Origin of the sequence: Streptomyces coffeae (assembly GCF_016741875.1) — a bacterium.
GTDB classification, from domain to species: domain Bacteria; phylum Actinomycetota; class Actinomycetes; order Streptomycetales; family Streptomycetaceae; genus Streptomyces; species Streptomyces coffeae.
The window spans coordinates 33,497-53,975 of sequence record NZ_JAERRF010000014.1; the positions used below are offsets into that span (position 1 = coordinate 33,497).

17 protein-coding genes and 1 pseudogene are annotated in these 20,479 nt (G+C 71.6%); 1 reads left to right on the forward strand and 17 read right to left on the reverse strand.

The window, feature by feature from the left end:
• Nucleotides 1–92 precede the first annotated feature (92 nt).
• The 13 genes and pseudogenes from JK363_RS23265 to JK363_RS42660 all read right to left on the reverse strand — a co-directional run.
• Nucleotides 93–1,190, reverse strand: a complete 1,098-nt coding sequence (locus JK363_RS23265; RefSeq protein WP_201876965.1) for an FkbM family methyltransferase — start codon at nucleotides 1,188–1,190, stop codon at nucleotides 93–95.
• Nucleotides 1,163–3,016, reverse strand: a complete 1,854-nt coding sequence (locus JK363_RS23270; RefSeq protein WP_201876967.1) for a stealth family protein — start codon at nucleotides 3,014–3,016, stop codon at nucleotides 1,163–1,165. The genes JK363_RS23265 and JK363_RS23270 overlap by 28 nt, the downstream gene beginning before the upstream one ends.
• Before the next feature lie 29 nt (nucleotides 3,017–3,045).
• Nucleotides 3,046–5,382, reverse strand: a complete 2,337-nt coding sequence (locus tag JK363_RS23275; RefSeq protein ID WP_201876969.1) for a bifunctional glycosyltransferase/CDP-glycerol:glycerophosphate glycerophosphotransferase — start codon at nucleotides 5,380–5,382, stop codon at nucleotides 3,046–3,048.
• Between the two features lie 189 nt (nucleotides 5,383–5,571).
• Nucleotides 5,572–6,741, reverse strand: coding sequence for an ATP-grasp peptide maturase system methyltransferase (gene tgmC / locus JK363_RS23280; RefSeq protein WP_201876971.1), 1,170 nt, complete (start codon nucleotides 6,739–6,741; stop codon nucleotides 5,572–5,574).
• Entirely contained in the window at nucleotides 6,738–7,337 is a 600-nt protein-coding gene (locus tag JK363_RS23285; RefSeq protein WP_201876973.1) for an MvdC/MvdD family ATP grasp protein, read from the reverse strand. The genes tgmC and JK363_RS23285 overlap by 4 nt, the downstream gene beginning before the upstream one ends.
• Complete coding sequence (tgmA, locus tag JK363_RS42655; RefSeq protein WP_201876975.1) at nucleotides 7,337–7,597, reverse strand: putative ATP-grasp-modified RiPP; 261 nt, start codon at nucleotides 7,595–7,597, stop codon at nucleotides 7,337–7,339. Before tgmA ends, JK363_RS23285 begins: the two co-directional genes overlap by 1 nt.
• Before the next feature lie 183 nt (nucleotides 7,598–7,780).
• The gene (locus JK363_RS23295; RefSeq protein ID WP_201876977.1) at nucleotides 7,781–8,629 is read right to left on the reverse strand and encodes a helix-turn-helix domain-containing protein; all 849 of its coding nucleotides are present in this window, start codon (nucleotides 8,627–8,629) and stop codon (nucleotides 7,781–7,783) included.
• An 18-nt stretch (nucleotides 8,630–8,647) separates the two neighbouring features.
• The gene (locus JK363_RS23300) at nucleotides 8,648–9,175 is read right to left on the reverse strand and encodes a DUF6879 family protein (RefSeq protein ID WP_201876979.1); all 528 of its coding nucleotides are present in this window, start codon (nucleotides 9,173–9,175) and stop codon (nucleotides 8,648–8,650) included.
• Nucleotides 9,144–9,407 (reverse strand): hypothetical protein, encoded by a 264-nt coding sequence (locus JK363_RS23305; protein WP_201876981.1) that lies wholly within the window; start codon nucleotides 9,405–9,407, stop codon nucleotides 9,144–9,146. The genes JK363_RS23300 and JK363_RS23305 overlap by 32 nt, the downstream gene beginning before the upstream one ends.
• A 265-nt stretch (nucleotides 9,408–9,672) precedes the next feature.
• A complete protein-coding gene (locus tag JK363_RS23310; RefSeq protein ID WP_201876982.1) occupies nucleotides 9,673–10,563 on the reverse strand; it encodes a hypothetical protein in 891 nt (296 codons plus the stop codon).
• A gap of 273 nt (nucleotides 10,564–10,836) precedes the next feature.
• Nucleotides 10,837–11,118 (reverse strand): DUF397 domain-containing protein, encoded by a 282-nt coding sequence (locus JK363_RS23315; RefSeq protein WP_201876983.1) that lies wholly within the window; start codon nucleotides 11,116–11,118, stop codon nucleotides 10,837–10,839.
• A gap of 6 nt (nucleotides 11,119–11,124) precedes the next feature.
• A complete protein-coding gene (locus tag JK363_RS23320) occupies nucleotides 11,125–11,340 on the reverse strand; it encodes a DUF397 domain-containing protein (protein ID WP_201876984.1) in 216 nt (71 codons plus the stop codon).
• Nucleotides 11,341–11,422: 82 nt separating this feature from the next.
• A pseudogene (locus tag JK363_RS42660) lies at nucleotides 11,423–11,833 on the reverse strand (DUF5753 domain-containing protein); the annotation flags it as partial.
• A 50-nt stretch (nucleotides 11,834–11,883) separates the two neighbouring features.
• Between JK363_RS42660 and JK363_RS23325 the strand changes: the two are divergent.
• On the forward strand, nucleotides 11,884–12,327 hold the full coding sequence (locus tag JK363_RS23325) for an ATP-binding protein (protein WP_372444830.1): 444 nt from the start codon (nucleotides 11,884–11,886) through the stop codon (nucleotides 12,325–12,327).
• A 64-nt stretch (nucleotides 12,328–12,391) separates the two neighbouring features.
• Here the strand turns inward: JK363_RS23325 and JK363_RS23330 are convergent, their stop codons facing one another.
• The 4 genes from JK363_RS23330 to JK363_RS23345 all read right to left on the reverse strand — a co-directional run bounded on the left by JK363_RS23330 (nucleotide 12,392) and on the right by JK363_RS23345 (nucleotide 20,182).
• Nucleotides 12,392–13,273 (reverse strand): carbohydrate ABC transporter permease, encoded by an 882-nt coding sequence (locus JK363_RS23330; RefSeq protein WP_201876986.1) that lies wholly within the window; start codon nucleotides 13,271–13,273, stop codon nucleotides 12,392–12,394.
• Nucleotides 13,270–14,643: a carbohydrate ABC transporter permease gene (locus JK363_RS23335; protein WP_201876987.1), complete on the reverse strand. Its 1,374-nt coding sequence runs from the start codon at nucleotides 14,641–14,643 to the stop codon at nucleotides 13,270–13,272. The genes JK363_RS23330 and JK363_RS23335 overlap by 4 nt, the downstream gene beginning before the upstream one ends.
• 24 nt (nucleotides 14,644–14,667) lie before the next feature.
• The gene (locus JK363_RS23340) at nucleotides 14,668–16,026 is read right to left on the reverse strand and encodes an ABC transporter substrate-binding protein (protein WP_201876989.1); all 1,359 of its coding nucleotides are present in this window, start codon (nucleotides 16,024–16,026) and stop codon (nucleotides 14,668–14,670) included.
• 244 nt (nucleotides 16,027–16,270) lie between these two features.
• Nucleotides 16,271–20,182, reverse strand: a complete 3,912-nt coding sequence (locus JK363_RS23345; RefSeq protein ID WP_201876991.1) for an FHA domain-containing protein — start codon at nucleotides 20,180–20,182, stop codon at nucleotides 16,271–16,273.
• Nucleotides 20,183–20,479 lie beyond the last annotated feature (297 nt).

The window sequence follows — 20,479 nt, forward strand, 5'->3', positions numbered from 1 at the left end:
CCGGGGTCCGCCCCGGTCCTCGGTGTCACCTGGACGGCTCTTACGGCCAAGCGGCCTCGCTGACGTCCGGTGCAGCTCTTCCCGCGGAGCGCCTAGTCGGCGGAGACCGGCACCTCCGCACTGCGCCGGCGGCCCGGCACCGTGGAGCCGGAGTGGCAGGTCGTGGCACCCGGGCCGAGCGCCCGCCGGGCGAACGCAGCGGCGCCCGCCAGCCACCACCGGCCGGGGCGGCCGCCGGACAGCCCCGGCAGCAGCCCGGAGCGCTGGGCGCGCGGGCGGTAGGGCGCGTTCCAGCCGTAGGGGAAGGACGCCTTGTCGGGCGTGAGCAGATTGGTGGTCTCGTCACAGGCGAGGATCGCGATCAGCCACTGCCGTACGGCCCGGTGGAAGGCGGGGGTCAGCGGGCGCGGGGCCAGCAGCCAGTCGCGGCACTGGGCGCTCACCGCGGGCCGGTAGGTGGTCTCGTCATAGCGCTGCCAGGGGGCGTCCGGGGTGATCGGATGGAGCCCGTAGTCCATGGCGGTCAGCGGCGCCAGCGCGGTGCGCAGCGTGTCGTGGTCGGCGCTCGGCAGCAGCTCGCAGACGATCCACGGCCGGTGGCGGCGGACCGTGGACAGCGCGCCCTCCAGCACCGCCGCCTCGAAGGTCTCCACATCGACCTTGATCAGATGCGGGGTCAGACCGCGCTCCTCGGTGAACGCGTCGACCGTGGTGACCGGCACCGACACCGAGGCGCTGTGCTTGCGGTGCGCCGGGTTGAGCGAGTTGGACGACTCCGACTTCTGCGAGAAGTACAGCTCGGCGGTGCCCGGTTCACGGGAGAGCGCGGTCTGCTGCACCTCGAACCCCAGCTGGTTGCACTCCCGGATCCGGCGGCACAGCGCGGCGGTCTCCGGCGTCGGCTCGAAGGCGACGGTCCGCGGTCCGCCCTTCCCGTACACCGCGCTGATCAGGGCCGAGTACAGCCCGATATGGGCGCCGATGTCGTACACCGCGCCGCCGGGGGGCGCCTGCTGGGCCAGCGCCAGCAAGGTGGCCTGGGTGGTCGGCTCGTAGCCCGCGAGCCCGGCACGCCGCAACTGCCGCTGCACCGCCGTCTGTTTGCGGCTGAGCACGTTGAGTGCCCGCGGATAGGGGCCGCTGGTCCGAAGGACCTCCGGGTTCAGCGGGAGAGTGATGGCGAGGGGCATGGCTGCCGCGTCTCCTGTCGGGACGGAGCCCGCTCCAGCGGGCTGGGAACGGGGAAGTAGGCGTCGAGGAAGGGGTGGAGGACGGCCAGCTGGTCCGCGAGTTCGTGCTCGGAGGAGACCGTGTCGTTGAGGCAGAACGCCTGGCGGTGGCGTGACCGCAGCAGTCTGGCCAGCCGGGAGCGGATGGCGGGCTGGGACAGGTCGAAGTAGTCGTAACGCAGCGAGGAGGGCACCGCGCGGCCGGTCAGGAACGCGTAGTAGTGGTGGAGCGAGGACGGGACGGAGACGTCCGAGGCCGAGCGCACCCGGCTGGCCATGGTGGCCCGGACCTCCTCGGGGAACTCCCGCTCGATCTCGGCGAGCACACTGCGCCGCACCGCGTGCGGGGTGTGCTTCATCTTCTGCGTGACGGTCGCCCCGAACCGGCTCTCCAGCAGCACCCGGTTGTTCTTCCCCGCCGCCGACACCGGGACGTCGTCGGGGTCCGGGGGAGCCAGCGGGATCAGCGCGCGGGAGGGGAAGAACTTGGACACCCCGTTGGCCAGGAAGAAGTCCTGCGGGGTGACCGGGGAGCCGAGGAAGACGTCGTCGTTGAAGTAGAGGAAGTGCTCGGCCAGGCCGTGGATGTGGTGCAGCCGGGTCTCGATGGCATGGGAGTTGAACGTCGGCAGCGCGCCCGGGTCGTCGAAGATGTCCTGGTGGTCCACGACGGTGATGCCCGGATGGGAGAGCGCGAGCCAGTCCGGGACCTGGCGGTCCGTCACGATGTAGATATGGCGCACCCAGGGGGCGTAGAGGTAGAGCGAGCGCAGTGAGTAGCGCAGCTCGTCGCGGTTGGCGTAGCGGGCGGCGTTGGCGGCCTGCGCGTGGTAGCCCAGGCCCGCGGCGGCGGCGCGGCGCCGCTGCCACAGCGGGTCCGAGCCGTCGACCCAGGTGTAGACGACGTCGATGGGGAAGCGCACCTCGTCCGGGAGCCGGGTGAGGAACTCCGGCCGGGTGCGCACCAGCGGCCCGGACCGCCAGCCGTCGGCCGGGGCGAGCCGGGTGAACAGATGGCCGGACGCCCGGACCGGCTCCCCGACCAGCGGCACCGAGGCGGTGGTGCGGTTGAACCGCGGTGCGAGCAGCAGTGGCCTGCCATCCTGCTCGGACGGCTCCCAGAACTCGATGTCACAGCCGTGCGCGGGGCCCAGCACCAGCCGCTCCCCGGACCGTCCGGCCGCCCCGGCGTGGTAGCGGGTGAAGCGGACGACGGGGGCGTCCTTCAGCCGCCGCCAGGCGGCGGTGGAGGCGCCCAGCCGCGGCGGTGTCGCCGGGTGCTTGGGGCGCGCGGGCTGGGAGACGTAACCCGCCTCCCGGGCACACAGCGCGGTGAGCGCCGCGCTCACCTGGGCCCGCTGATCGGCCCGTACGCCCACCGCCGAGGCGAGGTTGCTGGGGCAGCGGACGACGAAGTGGTCCAGCTCGGCTCGGTCCAGGGCCTCGCACACCAGCCGCAGATTCTCGGCGCGGGCGAACAGCGGGGTGGGCGCGGGCGCCACGGTCGCCACCCGGGCGGCCCGCCGGTCGGTGATCAGGATCCGCCCGGGGGAGCCCAGCAGCCCCGACCGGCGCAGCCGCTGCCGGGCCCGGCGCAGCCGCAGCGCTCCGGAGACCGCCGACGCGCTGCCCAGGCCCCGCATGGCCGCGCGGCGCAGTCCGGCGCCGGTCATGGCGACGACCGCGCGGCGGACCGGCAGGGGGACCGCGCGCCGATAGCCGCGTACCAGGGGCGGCGGTTCGGCGAGCCAGGGGCGGGGACGGGCGGGCGGTGCGGTGAGGGGCATCGTGCGTCCTGGGTCGTGCGTCCTGGGGGTTAGTGGGGGCGGCTCCGGTGGGGCAGTGCGGCGGCCGTGCCGGACGCTCCCGCCGGGGAGACGTCCGCCGGTGCGGGCCCGGCCGGCGACGGGCAGGCCGGTGCGGGCGCTGCTGGTGCGGGGCCCGCGCAGGAGCGCCGGGCGGCCGGTGCGGGGCGGCGCTCGGCCAACGGCACCACGGACGGCAGGAGTTCGGCGGGCTGGCTCAGGAACACCCGGCGCACCACGCGTTCGGCCGCCCGGCCGTCGTCGTACGGGCAGAAGCGGGACCGGAAGGCGGCACGCAGCGCGGTGGCCCGCGCGTCGTACCAGGCGTCCGTGGCGAACAGGGAGATCAGCTCGGTCTCGGAGCGGGAGACCGGGCCGGGCGGATAGGCGGTGATGTCGAAGTAGGTGCCGCGGGCGGCGCGGTAGGCATCCCAGTCGTCGGCGTGGATGACGATCGGGCGGTCGAGGTTGGCGTAGTCGAACATGATCGACGAGTAGTCGGTGATCAGTGCGTCGGCGGCCAGGCACAGTTCCTCGACGCTGGTGTGCGCCGAGACGTCGATGACCCGTCCGGTGCCGCGCGGGCGGGGCCCCTGGCCGTAGAAGTAGTGCGGCCGGACCAGGAAGGTGAAGCCGGGGCCCAGCGCGCGGGCCACCCGCTCCAGGTCCAGCCGCGGTACGAAGCCACGCTGGTAGTCGCGGTGGGTGGGCGCGTACAGCACGGCGGTGCTGTCCGCCGGAATGCCCAGCCGCTCCCGCAGCCGGGCCACGTCATCGGCGGTGGCGCGCTGGAGGACATCGTTGCGCGGGGAGCCGTAGGCGAGCGTGGTGTAACCGGAGGGGTAGACGCGCTCCCAGGTCAGGGTGGTGTGGCGGTTGGCCGAGAGGCTGAAGTCCCAGCGGTCCACCCGCTCCAACAGTTTGCCGAAGTCCATGCCGCGCGCGGCGGCCGGACGGTCCAGCAGATCAAGACCCATGTGCTTGAGCGGGGTGCCGTGGTGGGTCTGGAGATGGATCTGCCCGGCTCGTTTGCGCATCCGGGGCGTGAAGTTGACGTTGTTGACCAGGAAGCGGGCCCGCGCCAGCGCCGTCCAGTACGCGGGCGAGCCGGGCTGGATCCGGCGCACCCCGGGCGGCAGGGTGTGCGCGTACTCGGGGGTGGTGATCCAGACCGTGCGCACCCCCGGAGCCAGCTCGCGCACCTTCGCCTCGATCGCCGCCGGGTTGCAGGCGTAGCCCCGGTGCCAGTACGCGGCGAACACCGCGAGCCGCGGGTCGATGGCCCGGCACCGCTGCACCCGGTAGTGCAGCCACAGCGCGGCGGTGCGCAGCCGTGCGTACGCCTCCGGGGCCAGCGCCACGGCGCGCTGCCGGATCTGGTCGGCGCCGCGCAGGAACTGGAACGCCCGCCGGGCGCCCAGCCGCAGCAGCAGACAGCGCCACCCGGCGCGGCCGGGCGGGGTGGTGGCGTCGCCGGGCCGGTAACGGCGGTGGTGAGCGCCCGCCCGCCGGAAGAACTCGGCGCGGGCCGCGGCCGGAAGCCGCCCCGGAGCGGTGAAGACCGCCGCCAGGTGCTCCACCATCCGCTGGAACAGCGCCGGACGCCAGTGGGCCAGTTCCGGCCGCCCGTCCAGGAACCGGAACACCCGGTCGTACTGATCGAACACATCGAGGTGGCGGCGGCTGGTGGTGCGCAGGATCCCACCGCGCCGCCGCTGCCGGTAGCGCACGCACACCCGGTCCAGTACGGCGATGGACTCCGCGGACAGCAGGACCGGGAAGGTCCAGGACGTGTCCTCGTAGAAGCCGGTCGGGAAGGCGAAGCACTCGGCGCGGACGAAGTCCCGGCGGTACGCCTTGTTCCACGCCACCATCAGCAGCCGCAGCAGTTCGGGCCGCTGGTTCAGCGTGAAGACCTGAGGGTCGCTCTGGCGCAGCAGCTCGGCGCGGACGTTCCGGGCGGCCCGGCCGGTCCAGTCCACCCGGGCGTAGTCGTAGACCAGCACCTGGGGATCGCCGGTGCGGGCCAGCCGGTCGGCGATGGCGCGCAGCGCGCCGGGGGCGAGGGTGTCATCGCCGTCGAGGAAGATCAGGTAGTCGCCGGTGGCCCGGCGGATCCCGGCGTTGCGGGCCCGGCCGAGACCGGCGTTCTCGGCGAGGTGCACCGGGCGCACCCGGGGGTCGCGGGCCGCGGCCTCGTCGATGATGGCGCCGCATGCGTCGGGGGAGCGGTCGTCGACCGCGATCAGCTCAAAGTCCGCGAAGTCCTGGTCCAGGACGGAGCGCAGACAGTCGTGCAGATAGGCCTGCACCTGGTATGCGGGCACGATGACGCTGAACCGGGGCACGGGGCATCCCATCGGTCGACGCGGTGCGAATGGTTCTCACACCATCATCTGAACGCCTATCGGATGAGGCGACGACATGGCGGGGCACCCCGAAAAGCCCCTCGTTCGGCCCACCGCCGCCGGTCGCCGCTCAGCGGTGGATCCGGGACGCCGGGACCGGCACATGTGCCGCGTACGGGTGTCCCACACCTACCGCAAGGGGTGCTGCCAGCGCAGTGCCGGGTTGTCGCCGATCCAGTAGGTGTGGGCCTCGGCGGTGATGTGGAGCCATACGGTGGTGATGTCGGGGCACCCAGCGTTCTGCCATGCGGTGAGCGCCCGCTCGATGTCGTCCCACAGAGCCACGGGGCCGCCCTGCCGGACGGTCCGGTCTTCGCTGTCAGAGGTGAATTCGGCGAAGGACTCGCGCTCTGGATCGAAGACGTACAGGAGCCGGGCGCCATCGCTCGTCGCGGCACGGACGAACTGCGCGCCGGGCGCCGTGAGCTGGGCGAGGAAGGCGGGCATCCACTCCTCCAGCATGGAGGGCGATACCTTCGTCTCCCGCTCGCTGTCGGCATAGGCCGTGCGTGCGGACAGGTCACCGGACACCGGTGCTGTGGCCTGGGAGCGTGCCTGCATGAAGGAGGAGCGGCCGATGATCCGGCCCTCGGCGGTGCCGTCCTCACCGACGGTGACCTTCGCGAGGCCGGTGCCGTAGGACCACGCACCCCCGACGGTGGCCAGGATGATCCCGCCGGGCTTGGTCTGCCTGATCCAGGTGTAGGGGATGCGGCGGACGGCGCAGTTGGCGATCACTCGGTCATACGGAGCACGATGCGGGTGTCCGAACAGCCCGTCCCCGGTCACGGTCCAGGTCGAGAACCCGGCTGTTTCCAGTGCGGCATCTGCACGGGCCGCCACGGCTGGGTCCGTTTCGATCGTCGTGACGTTGTCTTCGCCGAGGCGGTGGCACATCAGGGCGGAGGAGTAGCCGGTACCTGTGCCGATCTCCAGCACGCGGTGCCCGTCCTCCACGTCCAGGTGCTCGATCATGTCGACCACGGTGACCGGAGTGGTGGACGACGAAGTGGGCGAGCCCGCGACGAGACCAGTGGTCTGGTCGGCGGTCAGGTGTCCGTCGAGCTGCGTGGTCAGGGATTGGTCGCTGTAGGCGATCCGGGTCCACTCCGCCGGGTCGGTTCCTACTGCGGTGACCGGCTGCCATCGGCCGCCGTCCAAGGGCAGGAAGACTCCGGGGTTCAGGAAGAGCTCTCGGGGTACGGCCTCAACCGCAGCTCGCCACTGGGGTGTTCTGAGGATGCCAGCCTTCTCCAGCCGGTCGGCGAGGGCACGACGTTCGGGCGCGGTATCGGTCATCGGGCGTCTCCTCGTGTCAGCAGGTCGGCGAATGCGGCGGACATCTTCAGACCGGTGTGTTCCTCCAGCCACCCCCACTGGCCGTTTGGATTCAGCTCCAGCCACCAGTAGTTACCCGCTCGATCGATGGCGAGGTCAAAGCTGCCGGACACCAGCCCGAAGTGGTCCAGGTAGCTGAGGAGTGCCTTGTCCAGGTGTTCGGGCAGGTCCACCACGCTGTAGGAGAGGGCGGAGTAGTCCTTGCGCCCACCGTCGAGCGCGTAGAGGGCTCCTCCCAGCCCATAGCGGACCTGCGCAGCCGCGAACCGCGCATCGTCATCGCTCAGGTACTGGAAGGTGGGCCAGACCGGGCGGCGCCAGTACACCGCCCGTAATCGGTCAAGGTCGGTGGTTCTCGACGGGGTCCGGACCTGCCCGGCCACAGGGGCCGGGCAGGTACCGAACCGAGCCGAGACCGTCAGGCCCGCGCCGATGTCGGCGGGGTTGACCCTGACCACCGGAACACTTCGCCGGTTGAGTTCAGTGATCACCATGTCGGCTGTGACATCGTCTGCCTCGGTGGCCACCAATACCGGCCTTTTCTCGGTCACGGACATCAGTCCTGCGTGCTGTCCTGGTCGTGACCTTGGTCGTTCTGCGAGTCCGAATTCGTGGTCGTCGAGGTCTCCGTGCCCTTGCTGGTGCCATGCTTGCCCATCTCGACCACGTTGCCGGCACGGTCGCGGTAGACGCCGGTCTGTGTCTCGGGGTCGATAGCGACCGTGGCGTGCGGGCGGCGAACGGTGGTCGGGTATGGCGCGAGTCGGCCGACACCCCACGGGCGGGCCGGAGCGAGCTGCGTGTCTGGAGTGGTCACGAAAGCTCCTCGGAGTCGATTCGAGTGAACTGATGGTGGAGCCGTCGGTACGGATACAGGACGGCGGTCGCCATCGGCGATGAGCGAGGGGGATCCCAAATCAGTGAGTGCGCTCGGGCGGTGTGACAACCGTGCCGATGAAGGCGAGGCGTCAGCAACGAAGTTGCGAGCAATTGCGCAGGTTCACTCAAGGGCAGCGATCGCGGATTCGATCAACTGCCGCGCCCCGGAACCGTAGACCGCCATCCTGCCCAACTCCCGAAATGCCATGGCGTAGTCGGCAATCTCCCGGGGTTGCCTGACGTTGATCTCGGCCGTCAACGTCTCGACCACCACGTGCCGGTCGTCGAACAGGTAGAACGCCTCCAGCGGCCAGATGACGCGCGGCGCGACGAGGGGGATCACGCACAGCGAAACGCTGGCCAGCGGCATCACGGAAAGAAGGTGGGCGAGCTGGTCGGCCATTACCTCGGCGTCGCCGATCCGCGACCGCAACACCCACTCCTCCAGCAGCACCACGAAACGGTGATTGCCCTCGTACAGGAAGCGGCTTCGTGCTATCCGGGCGGCAACCGCGTCGGCAACGTCGTCGGGGGTCCCCTGGAAGTCGGTGATCCTTCGCATCAGCGCCGTGGCGTAGCCGGGGGTCTGGAAGAAGCCGGGGACACCATTGGAGGCGTACACCCGGCATACTGTGGCGTTCTCGTGCAGTGTGGAGAAGTCCTCTTGGACCTTGCGCATGCCGTTGCGGTGCAGACGGCGCCATTCCATGTACATGGAGTCGACCGCCCGCGCGGTGGCGATCAGGTCTTCCGTCTGGTCGTCGGCCCCGCAGGCGGCGCACCACGCGCGAATGTCCGCGTCGGCGGGTGCTGCCTCGCCCTTCTGGATCCGGGTCGTCTTCGCGGGATGCCAGCCGCATCGGGCGGAAAGCTCCTTTCCGGAGAGGCCGGCATCTTTGCGTAGGTGCGTCAGGCGTACGGCGAGTGCATCACGAGCGGCCTGAGCGCTGGAGGACGGGGATGAGGGCATGAGGCCGTACGAGCGAGATCAGACGGCGAACTTCTCGTGATCGACACCGCGCTCCCACACGGCTTCGAACGCCGAGGCACAGAGCTTTACCACGGTGGGATCTTCGCTGTACTCATGCCCAGCCCAGCCGCCGTCTCCGGTGAAGAAGTGGAAGAGGATCAGGCGGTCATCGATCAGCCAGAGGTCGTTGCCGGGCAGGGCGATCTCCGACGTCTGAGGGCGCGGGAGCCAACGAACCTGCTCCCCGACAGCGATGTTGACCGGTGTCAGGGCGTGCTCGTACCGGATGTAGTCGGTGACCGGCTCGGAGACGATCCGGGCGCGACGTATGACCACTCCCCGCCCCACAGCCTCACGTACCAGCGGCGTCCAGCCCTGCCAGAGTGCCGAGTCGGGGTCGAGATCGGCTTCGCCCGTCCGCAAGAATCGTTCGAAGGTCTCGGTCTCGTCACCGACGCTGTAGATGTCGCGCATCTCCAGGTGTACGGCGGTGTGCCGTGCGGACTTGAGCAGCTCAGCGAAGTCCGGCACGCCGTTCTGCGACATCGCACGCCTCCCTCAGAATCGGCACCATACGGGCCGGAATGCGAATTACGGTCTCGTGCCCCGGGATACCCACATCGTGGCCGGGCACCCACTCGGTCTTGCCGATCCGGGCCTTCAGCAGCGCGTCGGCTTCCTCGCCCTGAAGAATCAGATCGGCGTCGTCACTGACCCACACGGTCGGCGAGCCCCCACCAGTGGTCTCCGGGTCGATCCCTACGAAGACTAGATCCACGGTGCCCTCCCCTAACAAGCCGGTTGCGCGTTCTTGCGGGCGACGCTCCCCGGAGGCTTGATCTGCGCCAAGGGCGGGCGACGGTCTTCGCATCCCGTTGGCCTGATCAGGCGACGTGGCAGTCCATCGAACGAAGTACTCGATCTGCGCCGGGCGGCTTCGGGGATCGTCGGCAGCTCGCCGTGGGCGCCGAGTCCCCGCAGCGTTGGTTCGATGCGCTGATGTGGTCGCACGATCGTGACCCCCAGCGGATAGTGCGATCCGCTCAGCAGGCTGTGCGCAGGCCCTCACCGGAGGCGGTAGCCGTGGGCACGGCGTATGCGGCTCTGCAGTCGCGGCAACGGCCGCCGTTCGCGGAGCGGAAGGCCCGGTCGCAGCCGTCGCAGGTCCGCAAGGGGAGGGTGGGTGGTGCGCTGGGCGGGGCGACCGGGGCGGCGGGTACGGGGAGCGGAGGCTCGCTGAGGCGGTAGGCGAGGATGCGGGCCGGGCGGGTCAGCAGGCGGCCGGGGAGCCCTGCGGTGAGCGCACGGGTGATCTGCGCGGGTCCCACTCCGGCGGAGAGCCATTGGGCGACGGCGGGCGCGAGTTCGGCGACGTCCCGGCGGGACAGGACGAGCCGGGGGTCGGCGACGCGCAGTGAGGCCAGGATGGTGACGGCCCCCTCGTCGGCCTCGGCGAGTGAGGGAACGGGGTCGGACTCGGCAGTGGCTTCCGGACCGGACGCCTGCGGTGCCGTACGCGCGGCGGGTGCCTCCCGCACCGGGCTTGGACGGGGTGTGCGGGGACGCGGTGGGGCGGGTGCGCCACCGCCCGGTACGTCGTAGAAGTAGGTCCGGGTGCGGATGGTGCCCCCGGGGCCGCGTTCCCGCCGTCGCTCCAGGTAGCCGGTGGACTCCAACTCCCGTAAAGCGCGGGAGATCAGGATCTCGCCCTCGGTGAAGTGCTCGCACAGTGCGGCGATGCTCACGGGGGCGCCGTCGGGCAGGGAGAGGATGTAGGCCGCGACGCCGATCGTGACCGCGCTTCCGCGTCGCTGTGCGAGGGCGTTGGCGATCACGGTGAAGTCGGCGGTGAGGCGGGTACGGACGTGGATCACGCCGGAGGTCGGAGCTCCGGCGTCGGCGCGCGTGGGCGCGTTAGACTGCGGCTCAGCCATCGGGAAGCTGTTCTCTTCCTGATCGGTCAGGCCCTCGATCGGGATGCCAGTCCCGGCCGGGGGCCGTCGTCTGTTTGCGGTTGTGTTGCGGTGAACGTAACGACTGGTGTGCGTGGCCCGCAAGCCGGTCACTCGTACGGGTGACCGGAGGGAAGGGTGGGTGGGCGGGAGTTCTTTATCCCGGTTCTTAGGGGGAGTTCGTGGCCCGCCGGACCCCCGCTTACGAGGGTCCGGCGGGCCCGGAACTGCGACGCCGACCGGTTCCCGGCCGACTCAGGGACGGTGGTCGGTCTTCAACTCGCTGACGAATGCGGCCCAGGACGCTGCCGGGAAGACCAGCACCGGGCCGTGGGGGTTCTTGCTGTCACGGACGGGGACGACCCTGCCCATGTCGCCCACCTCGACGCAGTCGCCGCCTGCCTGATTGCTGTAGCTGCTGGTGCGCCAAACGGCGGCGGCCAGGTCCAGGCCCGCCGCCTCGACGCAGTTGCCACCCTCCTGATTGCTGTAGCTGCTCCTATGCCAGTACGTGCCGTTCAGATTGAGGCTCGCCATGCCGGATCAGAGGCCGGGGCCGGTCGTCAGGTCATCGACGAAGGCGGCCCAGGAGCGCACCGGGAAGACCAGTGTGGGACCGTCGGGCCGCTTGCTGTCACGGACGGGGACGACGCCGGGAATGCCGTCGGCCACCTCCACGCAGTCGCCGCCCTCCTGATTGCTGTAACTGCTCTTGCGCCAGGCGGCGCCGTTCAGATCGGGACGGGACACTCGCTCCACGGTGGTTGCCCTCCATCACGGATCGGATCATGTCCAGCGACATGAGCGGGGGCAGAGACGCCGCCCGCAGCCGATCGTAGGACAGCACGAAGCGCTTGACATCGCCTGGTTCTTCGATGAGTTGTCCGTAGTGGGCACCTTCGGTGTAGGCCACGTCCGTAGCGTCGGGCGTTGTGAGGACGGTCAGGGATCCGCCCATCACATCGTGCTCGCCTTGATCGAACGGCAGTACTTGCACGGTGATGTGGGGTTCCGCAGCTGCCTCCAGCAGCCTGGCCAACTGGTCCCGCATGACGGACCTGCCACCGACCGGACGCCTCAACACCGCCTCGTCCAGGACGACCCACAGGTTGGGGCGGTCGGGCGAAAGGAGCCGTTCTTGTCGTCTGAGCCGGGCGTCCACTCGGTCTTCCAACTGCTCCTCACTGGTGAGGGACAGACCAACGCTCAGTACGGCCCGTGCGTAGTCCTTCGTCTGCAACAGACCGGGCACCAGGTGCGCTGCGTGTACGGAAGAGCGATCGGACGGAAGTGGACAACACCGTGCTGAAGACGACCACCGTGCCGGACCCCGAGCCCGAACTCCGGGAACTCACCGAGCAGTTCCCCGCCACACCGCGCGGAGCGCGCCTCGCTCGACGGCTCGCCGTGCGGCGTATGGAGGAGTGGGGCTGCCCGCCCGCGTCGGACGCGTCCTGCACGGCAGCCCTGCTGGTGGGCGAGCTGGCCTCCAACGCCGTACGGCACGGCCGCTTACCGGGACGGGACTTCCGTCTCCGCCTCGCCTGCGAGACCTCGAGGCGGACGATCCGTATCGAGGTCTCGGACGCCCGCGAGGACCGCCTCCCGGCCATTCCGTCGACGCTGACGGCCGATGACGAGTCGGGCCGTGGCCTGCTCCTGGTGGACGTGCTGGCCACCCGCTGGGGCACGATGCCTCGTATCCCTGTCGGCAAGACGGTGTGGGCGGAATGCGGCGCGCCGTGATCCGAGAAGGGGCGGCCCGGCGCCCCTCTACAGGGGCGCCGGGCCGAGGAGAGCCGGGTGCCCGTTACTTCACCGCGCCCGCCATCACACCCGCCACGAACTGCCGCTGGAAGGCGAAGAACACCGCCAGCGGGATCACCATCGACACAAACGCACCCGGGCCGAGGATGTCGATGTTGTTGCCGAACTGCCGGACCTGCTGCTGGAGCGCCACCGTGATCGGCGGGTTGCCGCTGTCCGCGAAGATCAGCGCCACCAGCATGTCGTTCCACACCCACAGGAACTGGAAGATGCCCAGCGAGGCGATGGCCGGGCCGCCCAGCGGCATCACGACCCGCAGGAACAGCCGCAGCTCACCCGCGCCGTCCAGCCGCGCCGCCTCCAGCAGCTCGCGGGGGATCTCCGCGAAGAAGTTGCGCAGCAGGAAGATGGCGAACGGCAGACCGAAGGCGGTGTGGAAGAGCACCACACCCGTGGTGGTCTGGAAGATGCCCACCTCGCCGAAGAGCTTGGCCACCGGGACCAGGGCGACCTGCACCGGGACCACCAGCAGCCCGACCACCAGCAGGAACCACCAGTCGCGGCCGGGGAAGTCCATCCAGGCGAAGGCATAGCCCGCCAGCGCCCCGATCACCACCACCAGCAGCGTGGCCGGAAGGGTGATCGCCAGGGTGGTCCACAGCGAGTCGGTGATCTGCTGATTGCTCAGCAGCTTGTCGTAGCCGCTGAAGGTGAGCTGTCCGGGATCGGAGAAGACCTTCCACCATCCGGAGATGTCCACGTCCGCCGGATCCCGTAGGGAGGACAGCAGCAGCCCCGCGGTGGGCATCAGCCAGAACAGGCCGATCAGCACCAGGGCGACCCGCGCCACCCCGCCACCGGCCCGTGCCGCGATCCGCGCGACGAGGGACTGCTTCGCACTTACGACCGTGTCCGCGCTGGTCATCGGCGGCTCTCCCTTCGAATGCGGCGGATGTTGAGGAACATGACGGGGAGCACCAGCAGCAGCAGAAGCACCGCGATGGCGCTGCCGAGGCCCTGGTTGACATTCGTCCCGAAGGACGACTGGAACAGCTGGAGTGCCAGGACGTTGGCGTCGTCCTGCGAGGGGCCCGGGGCGATGATGTAGACCAGGTCGAAGATCTTCATCACGTTGATCATCAGCGTCACGACCACGACCGACAGCACCGGTGCCAGCAGGGGCACGGTGATCCGCCGGAACACCTGCCATTCGCTGGCGCCGTCCATCCGCGCGGCCTCCAGCAGCTCCCGCGGCACCCCGGCGAGACCCGCCGCGATCAGCACCATCGCGAAGCCCGCCCAGATCCAGACGTAGGAGCCGATGATGGCCGGGGTGACGAGGGACGGGCCCAGCCAGTCCACTCCGTTGTACGGCTCGGAGAAATTCCAGGCGGGCAGCCGCAATTGGGCCCCGTCGGCCGTGGCCGGAAGGGCGAACGTCCCGTCCGCCGCGGTGGTCGTCTTCGCCACCACCCTGCCGTCCTTGACCGCCTCGATCTTCAGGTCGGCCATCGCCTTCTCGCCCTTGTCGATGACGCCCCGCCCGCCCCGGCCGCCCCGGGTGAAGTCGAACCAGACCGTGCCGGTGACCTTCCCCGCCTCGGGCGCGGCCTTCTTGGCGGTCTGCGCCCCGCCGATGTCGTCCCGCTTGGCGGCCACCAGCGGGATCGAGGCCGGGGAGCCCGGCTTCGCGGTCGCCTCGGTGGTGTACGCCCCGCCCGAGGACTCGGTCAGCCCGGCGTCGGGGCGGGGGTGGGCCCCGGGGAACGGCGGCGACTCGGTGAAGGAGTCATGCACGCTCACCCACATGGCGTTGGCCACGCCCTTGTCCGGGTCCTGCTCGTAGACCAGCCGGAAGATGATGCCCGCCGCCAGCATCGAGATCGCCATCGGCATGAAGACGATCAGCTTGAAGGCGGTCGCCCAGCGGATCCGCTCGGTGAGCACGGCGAAGATCAGGCCGAGGGCGGTGGAGACGGTCGGGGCCAGGATCAGCCAGATGATGTTGTTCTTGATCGCCGTCTTGGTCGCGTCGTCGGAGAACATCTCCTGGTAGTTGTCCAGGCCGACGAAGCCGTTGCCGCTCGCGTCGAAGAAGCTGCGGTAGACGGAGTAGCAGATCGGATAGACAACCAGCGCGCCGAGCAGGGCCAGCGCGGGCAGCAGGAACACCGCGGCCAGCCACGGCCGGGTGCCCAGCACGCTCTTCTTCTTTTTCCGGTCGCGTGTCTCAGCCGGTGGTACGGACGGTGCCCGGCCAGGCGTGGCCGCGCCGCCCGCTGTCGCGGTCGACATGATGTGGATCTCCCGGTCGGGTCGTCAGTTCTGGTACGCCTTGGCTGCGTCGGCCTCCAGCCGGCGCTGGATGCCTGTGACGTTCCTCGGGTTCTTGAGGAAGTCCTGGAGCGCCTTCCACTCGCCCTGGGCCGGCTTTCCGCCGAAGGAGGCCGGAGCCTGGTCGGACATGTCGAACCGGAAGTCATTGCCCGCCGAGATCAGCGCCTTGGCGATGTCGCGCAGTGGCGCGTTGGGGTAAGCGCTGAGGTCGAGGGACTTGTTCGCCGAGATGAAACCCCCGGCACCGGCCCAGATATGGGCCGCGTCGGGCGAGGCGAGGAAGGTCAGCAGCGCCTGCGACGCCTTGCTCCGCTTCAGCGCCACGGCCGCGTCGCCGCCGGTGACCACCGGGGGCTTCGCACCCACCGCGGGGAAGGGGAACACCTTGGCGTCGCCGTCGAGCTCCGCCCCCGCGTCGGCCACATTGGCCGCGACGAAGTCGCCCTCGAAGACCATGCCCGCCTCCGGCTCCGCGGCGTTGGCGAAGGTCTTGGAGACCGAGTCCGGGAACGCGGTGTGCAGCGCGCCGTCCCTGCCACCCGCCAGCAGCCCCTTGGTGCCCCACAGCTCGGCCAGCGTGGTCAGCGCCTTGGTGACGGACGGGTCGGTCCACTTGATCTTGTGCTGCGCCAGCTGGTCGTACTTCTCCGGGCCCGCCTGGGAGAGATACACGTTCTCGAACCAGTCGGTGAGCGTCCAGCCGTCCTGGCCGCCGACGGAGATCGCGTCGGTGCCCGAGTCCGACACCAGCTGGGCCTGTGCGAGGAAGTCCTTCCAGGTCTTCGGCTCCTTCGCGCCCGCGTAGTCGAACGCCGAGGTGTTGTACCAGACCAGGGACTTGTTGCTGGCCTTGAAATACACCCCGTACTGCGTGCCCTTCCAGGCGCCCAGATCACGCCAGCCCTTCGCGAAGTTCTTCTTCAGCTGCGCCTCGGTGGCCGCGTCGACCGGCTTGGCCCAGCCCTTCTGCGCGAACTCGCGGAGCACTCCGACCTGTCCGACCATCGCCACGTCGGGCGGCGCGCCACCGGCGATCTTCGAGCCGACGAAGGCCGACATGTCGTCGCCGCTGGGCACGAAGGACACCGTGGCTCCGGTGCGCTTCTCGAACTCCTTCAGAACCTTGGTGAAATTCTCCTGCTCAGTACCTGTCCAGACCGCGGTCACCTGGAGCTTCTGACCCTTGAGGCTGGGCAGCTTCACGGTGACCGGCGGGGGACTGCCGCCTGCCGTGTCCCCGTCGTCGCCACCGCAGCCCGCGGCGGTGAGCATGAGCGCTCCCACCGACAGCAGGGCCACCGCGGCCCGTGTGGAACGCTTCGTACGAAGCGATGTGTGCATCCCCGTTTTCCCTCCGATGCCGACCGCCCCCGTGCGGCCGTGTCCCGTGCGTCAGTCCTACGCCCGGTAACCGAATGCCGCAATACCGCTTTCGGTGTCAACTTGCCGATCGTGACAGTGACGTGATGAAGAGTCAGATAACCAGTCGGGCGAGAACGGGTCAGGGGGGTCAGAGGGGAGGATGGGAAGATCGACTCGGAAAGCCGGGCAGGAACGGTCAGACGGAATCCTCGGACGTTAACGGTCAGATCAGCGCGGGTGCGGTGGAGGCGTCCGCCGACTGCGCGGCGCGCTGGAGCGCACTGGCCAGCAGCGCCAAGTCCGTTGGCCCGTTGCCCAGTTCGCGCAGCGGCCGCCGGGTCGGCGGATCGCCCATCCGCTCCCATTCGAGCGGCACCACGGTCGGCCGCTGGGTCGCGGTCCGCGGTATCCGCCCGGTCACCCGCCCGGCCTGGAACGGCGTCACGGCACCGTCCCCGGGGCCGAACAGACGGCCCCGGCCGGGGGTGCGCTCCCCCGGGGACGAGGGGGTGGTGGTAACGGTGGGTGTTGACGAGGCGGTGGTGCCGGGAGTGGCTCCGGATCCTTCCGGCGCGGTGGACGGGGCCGGTCCGGCGGTGTCCAAGGTGAGCGGCGGGGACTCCAGGGCGACCCGGAGCCCGGCCCGCTCGACCGCCGCCGTCTCCGCCGTACGCTCCGGGCGGCCCGACGCCGCCACCAGATGCACTCCGAGCCGCGCCCCGTCCCGTGCGACGGCCTCCAGCGCCCGGACCACCGACCCGGCGGCCGGCCGCCCGGGACTGCCGAGCGCGGGGGCGACCAGCGCGTCGTAGTCGTCGACGAGCACCACGAGCCGCGGCAGCGGGCGCGGTCCGGCGGTGTGCCGCTGACCGGGCAGGCCGTGCAGATTGAGCGTGTGCAGGGTGTCACCGGACGGCGGATCGACGTCCCCGGCCACCCGCGGCGCCACCACCCGTGGCCCCCGCGGGCCTCCGGTGGCGGACCTGCCGGGCTCCGTACGGTCGGACGTCTGCGCGCCGGTGGCCGGAGAGCCCGAGGACGACCGGTCGGGCGTCTGCGCGCCGGTGTGCGACCCGCCCGCGGTATGCGTACCGGTGGTGGGCCTGCCCGCCGTGGTACCACCCGTGGCCTGCGGGCCGATGGTCGGGCCGCTCGTGGCCGGACGGTCCGGTGCCGTGGGGCTGCCCGGCCGGTCGTCGGGCGCGTCGGGGCGGTCGCTGTGCCAGGTGGTGAAGTCCTGGGAGCCCAGCAGTTCGGCACGGCGCTTGAGTTCCGAGCTGAGCGCCTGTGCGAACTCCCGCATCCGCACCGGGTCGGAGGCCGCCAGATACGTCGAGACATGCGGCAGGTCCGTGCACACCCGCAGCCCCTCGCCGCCGCCCGCCGTGCCTCCGCCGGACCCGGACCCGGCCCCGCCGCCCGCGCCATCGACCAGGACCAGCTCCAGCCGGTCCGGCCGCTCGGCCGCCGCGAGCGAGGCGGCCAGCGACCGCAGCAGCTCCGTCTTGCCGGTGCCCGCCGCGCCGTCGACCGCCAGATGCGGTCCGTCGGCGGCCAGATCGACCGCCAGCGGGCCGTGCGGCCCGGCGCCGAGCACCGCTTGTGCCCGGCCGCCCGCCGGGACCTCGTCGGCCGCCGCGGCCCAACGCGCCAGCAACGACGCGGGCGTGGCGCGGGCGAGACCCAACTCGTCCAGCAGCCGGGACTTGTCCGGCAGCGGGGTGGTCGGCAGACGGCCGGGGCCGTCCGTACCGCCGTACGCGGAGGCGGACGGACGCAGAGGAGCGAGCGCCCGCGCGAACCGCTCGGCCCACGCCCCCGACACCGCGTCCACCGTCACGGTGCTGGGCGCCCCGGTCGAGCCCGCCGACCCGCTGGCGCCGAACGCGTCGGTGCCGATGGGGTGGTGGGGGTCGTCGCGGTGCACGATCTGTAGACCCGTGGCCACATCACCGCTCAGCAGCGCGGCCACTCCGCAGGCCCCGAAGACCGTGGACTGCGAGCGCGCGGCCTCGTAGCTCCGCCACAGCGGGGACGCGGGCGAGGCGACCGGGGCCTCGGACAGGCTCACCAGATGGACTCCGGCGGCCGGACCACCGGTGGCCAGACCCGCGAACGTCTCGTGGAGCGCGGCCGGTCCGGGGTCGCCGTCGACAAGCACCACCGTGTACGGCCCGGAGTGGCGGGCCGCGGCCGAGGCCACGGCGGCGGGGGGAGCGTCGGCCCACGACGGGCCGAGCGGTCCGTCCTCCAGCCGCCGCGCCAACTCGGCCGCGCGCGCCGACGCCTGCTCGGCGTCGTAGGCGAGCAGCAACCGGCAGTCCTGCCCGCGCAGCGGGCGCACCTGCGGCAGCCAGCCCAGCCATGACCACTCGGCGAGCCGCTCCCCGGCGGTGCGGGAGCGGTCCGTGCTGATCAGGACGAGCTCCAGGGTGGAGGGCGAGTGCAGTGCCGCGAGCTGCGCCACCAACGACCGGGCGAGCCCGGCCAGTCGGGCGCGCGGCCCCGCAAGCCCCAGCGAACCGGCCTGTCGCAGCGAGACGGTGACGGGGGCGGCGGGCAACAGCGTGCCGTCGGTCGCCAGTCGCTCGGCCGACCCGAGCCGCACGGTGAGCGCGTCCGGATGGTCCGGACCGCGCTCCCACAGCCGCGGTCCGGGGCCGAGCGCGGTCATCAGCACGGCGGCGGGATCCGGCCACCGCAGCTGCAACGCCTCCGCCTCGGCCGCCGCCCGCTCGGCCGCGCCCCGCGCGCCGCCGTCGTCACGCCCTTCGGCCCGCTCGCCCTTGCCCGCGGCGAACTGCCGTACCCAGGCCCCTATCCCGCGCCGCCGAGGCTGCGCCCCGGGTACGTCGAAGGTGTACGGGCGCGGATGCGCATGCGTTCCGTCCAGCCGCCCGCCGTCACGCCGTCCGGCGGGGCGCTGGGCGTCGGGGCGCCGGTCGCGCTCGGCGCGCGACCCGGAAGCGCCACCGCGCCCCGACGGGCCGCCGTGGTCACCGGGCCCCCAAGGGCCGTCTGCCGCCCGGCCGCTCTCCCGGTCCGGCCGGGCCCCCGGGTCCGCCTCGCGGCCGGAGCCGCCGTAGCTCCCGCTGTCGCCCCTCCGGCCGGGGCCCTCGGGCTCGCCCCCCGGGCCCCAGCCCGCTTCCGCCGCACGGGAGTGGTCTTCGTCACGTCGGGTGGGCGCCCCCGGCCCATCCGCGCGGTGGCGTACAGCACGCTCCCCGCCGCGTCCGCCCCGGTCACCTTCCGTGACCGGAACCCACCCCGCGCCGGGGTGGCGGGTGGGGGGTGTCCAGCTGCCCTCGGCGGAGTGGGTGGGGGGCGCGGGCGGGGCGCCGGTCCAGGGGCCCTCCGCATGGCTGACCGCACCGGTGTCCGGCCGGGGTGTGATCCGCAGATGGCCCTCGCCGTCCGGGTGGGCGGGGAGGCGGGGCGCGGCCGAGGAGTCCGCGCCGGGCGTCCGCAGCCGCAGCGCGGACTCGCCGATGCGCAGCAGCGCCCCCGGCGTCAGCGGCACCGGATGGGAGCCGACGGGGGCGCCGTCGGCCGCCGTGCCGTTGGTCGAGCCGAGGTCCGCGACGGTCACCCGGCCGTCCTCGGCGACCGTCACCGCGCAGTGCAGCCGGGAGACATCGGGGTCGTCGAGGGGGACGTCCGCGTCCGCGGAGCGTCCGACGCGGACCTGGCCGCCGTGGAGCAGATGGACCCCGCCCGCGTCGGGCCCGGCGACCACGTCCAGATGGACCGCGGCCTCGGCGACGGCCGCCTCGGGCAGCCCGGGGGAGCCCGCGTACGCCGGGGAGCGGTCGGGGTCGGCCGGGGCGTGCAGGGAGAGCACCGCGCCGTCGACCAGCGGCGGTTCGCCGAGCGCGCAGCGCTGCGGGTCCAGCCGCTCGGTCCCCGCGTACAGCACGACCGTCCCGCCGCCCGAGCCACCGCCGCCCGCGCCCGCGTCGCTCCCGGCCGCGGCCACCGCCGTGGCCAGACCGCCGGCCACCGAGGCGAGGGCCGTGCCGACCGGGGCGGTCACAAGCACGTCCACCGCGCACACCGGCGCGTGGGCGGGGGCTGGATGGCCGGAACGGCCCGGGTGGGCGCTGCGCGGCCCGAGGACGGTCAGCCGAATCTGCATCGCCGTCAACGGTCCCTTCTGTCCGGGGGGCCGGGCAGGGGTGCCGATCCCCACCTCCGCCCCCAGGCCCTTCGGCACGTACAGGTCCGTACGGGGTCGTACGGGTCACGGAGCGTGAGCTCCCCGCCGCTCGGCGCTTCCGTGCTGCGTGCATCCTTGCACCTGCCGCTGACACTTCGCCCGCCGCCCGGCATTACATGATCTTGATTGGTCGGCTGGTCGGCCGAAAGTGGTTGATTGCGATCGGATCAACTGTGGTTTGCGCCGGACCGTGGCTCGGTACGCACCCGGCCGCAA

Coding starts and splice junctions, on each gene's coding strand:
- JK363_RS23265 (WP_201876965.1), bottom strand. CDS start 1,190: ATGCCCCTCGCCATCACTCTCCCGCTGAACCCGGAGGTCCTTCGGACC.
- JK363_RS23270 (WP_201876967.1), bottom strand. CDS start 3,016: ATGCCCCTCACCGCACCGCCCGCCCGTCCCCGCCCCTGGCTCGCCGAA.
- tgmC (WP_201876971.1), bottom strand. CDS start 6,741: ATGACCGATACCGCGCCCGAACGTCGTGCCCTCGCCGACCGGCTGGAG.
- JK363_RS23285 (WP_201876973.1), bottom strand. CDS start 7,337: ATGTCCGTGACCGAGAAAAGGCCGGTATTGGTGGCCACCGAGGCAGAC.
- JK363_RS23295 (WP_201876977.1), bottom strand. CDS start 8,629: ATGCCCTCATCCCCGTCCTCCAGCGCTCAGGCCGCTCGTGATGCACTC.
- JK363_RS23300 (WP_201876979.1), bottom strand. CDS start 9,175: ATGTCGCAGAACGGCGTGCCGGACTTCGCTGAGCTGCTCAAGTCCGCA.
- JK363_RS23310 (WP_201876982.1), bottom strand. CDS start 10,563: ATGGCTGAGCCGCAGTCTAACGCGCCCACGCGCGCCGACGCCGGAGCT.
- JK363_RS23315 (WP_201876983.1), bottom strand. CDS start 11,118: ATGGCGAGCCTCAATCTGAACGGCACGTACTGGCATAGGAGCAGCTAC.
- JK363_RS23330 (WP_201876986.1), bottom strand. CDS start 13,273: ATGACCAGCGCGGACACGGTCGTAAGTGCGAAGCAGTCCCTCGTCGCG.
- JK363_RS23335 (WP_201876987.1), bottom strand. CDS start 14,643: ATGTCGACCGCGACAGCGGGCGGCGCGGCCACGCCTGGCCGGGCACCG.
- JK363_RS23340 (WP_201876989.1), bottom strand. CDS start 16,026: ATGCACACATCGCTTCGTACGAAGCGTTCCACACGGGCCGCGGTGGCC.
- JK363_RS23345 (WP_201876991.1), bottom strand. CDS start 20,182: ATGCAGATTCGGCTGACCGTCCTCGGGCCGCGCAGCGCCCACCCGGGC.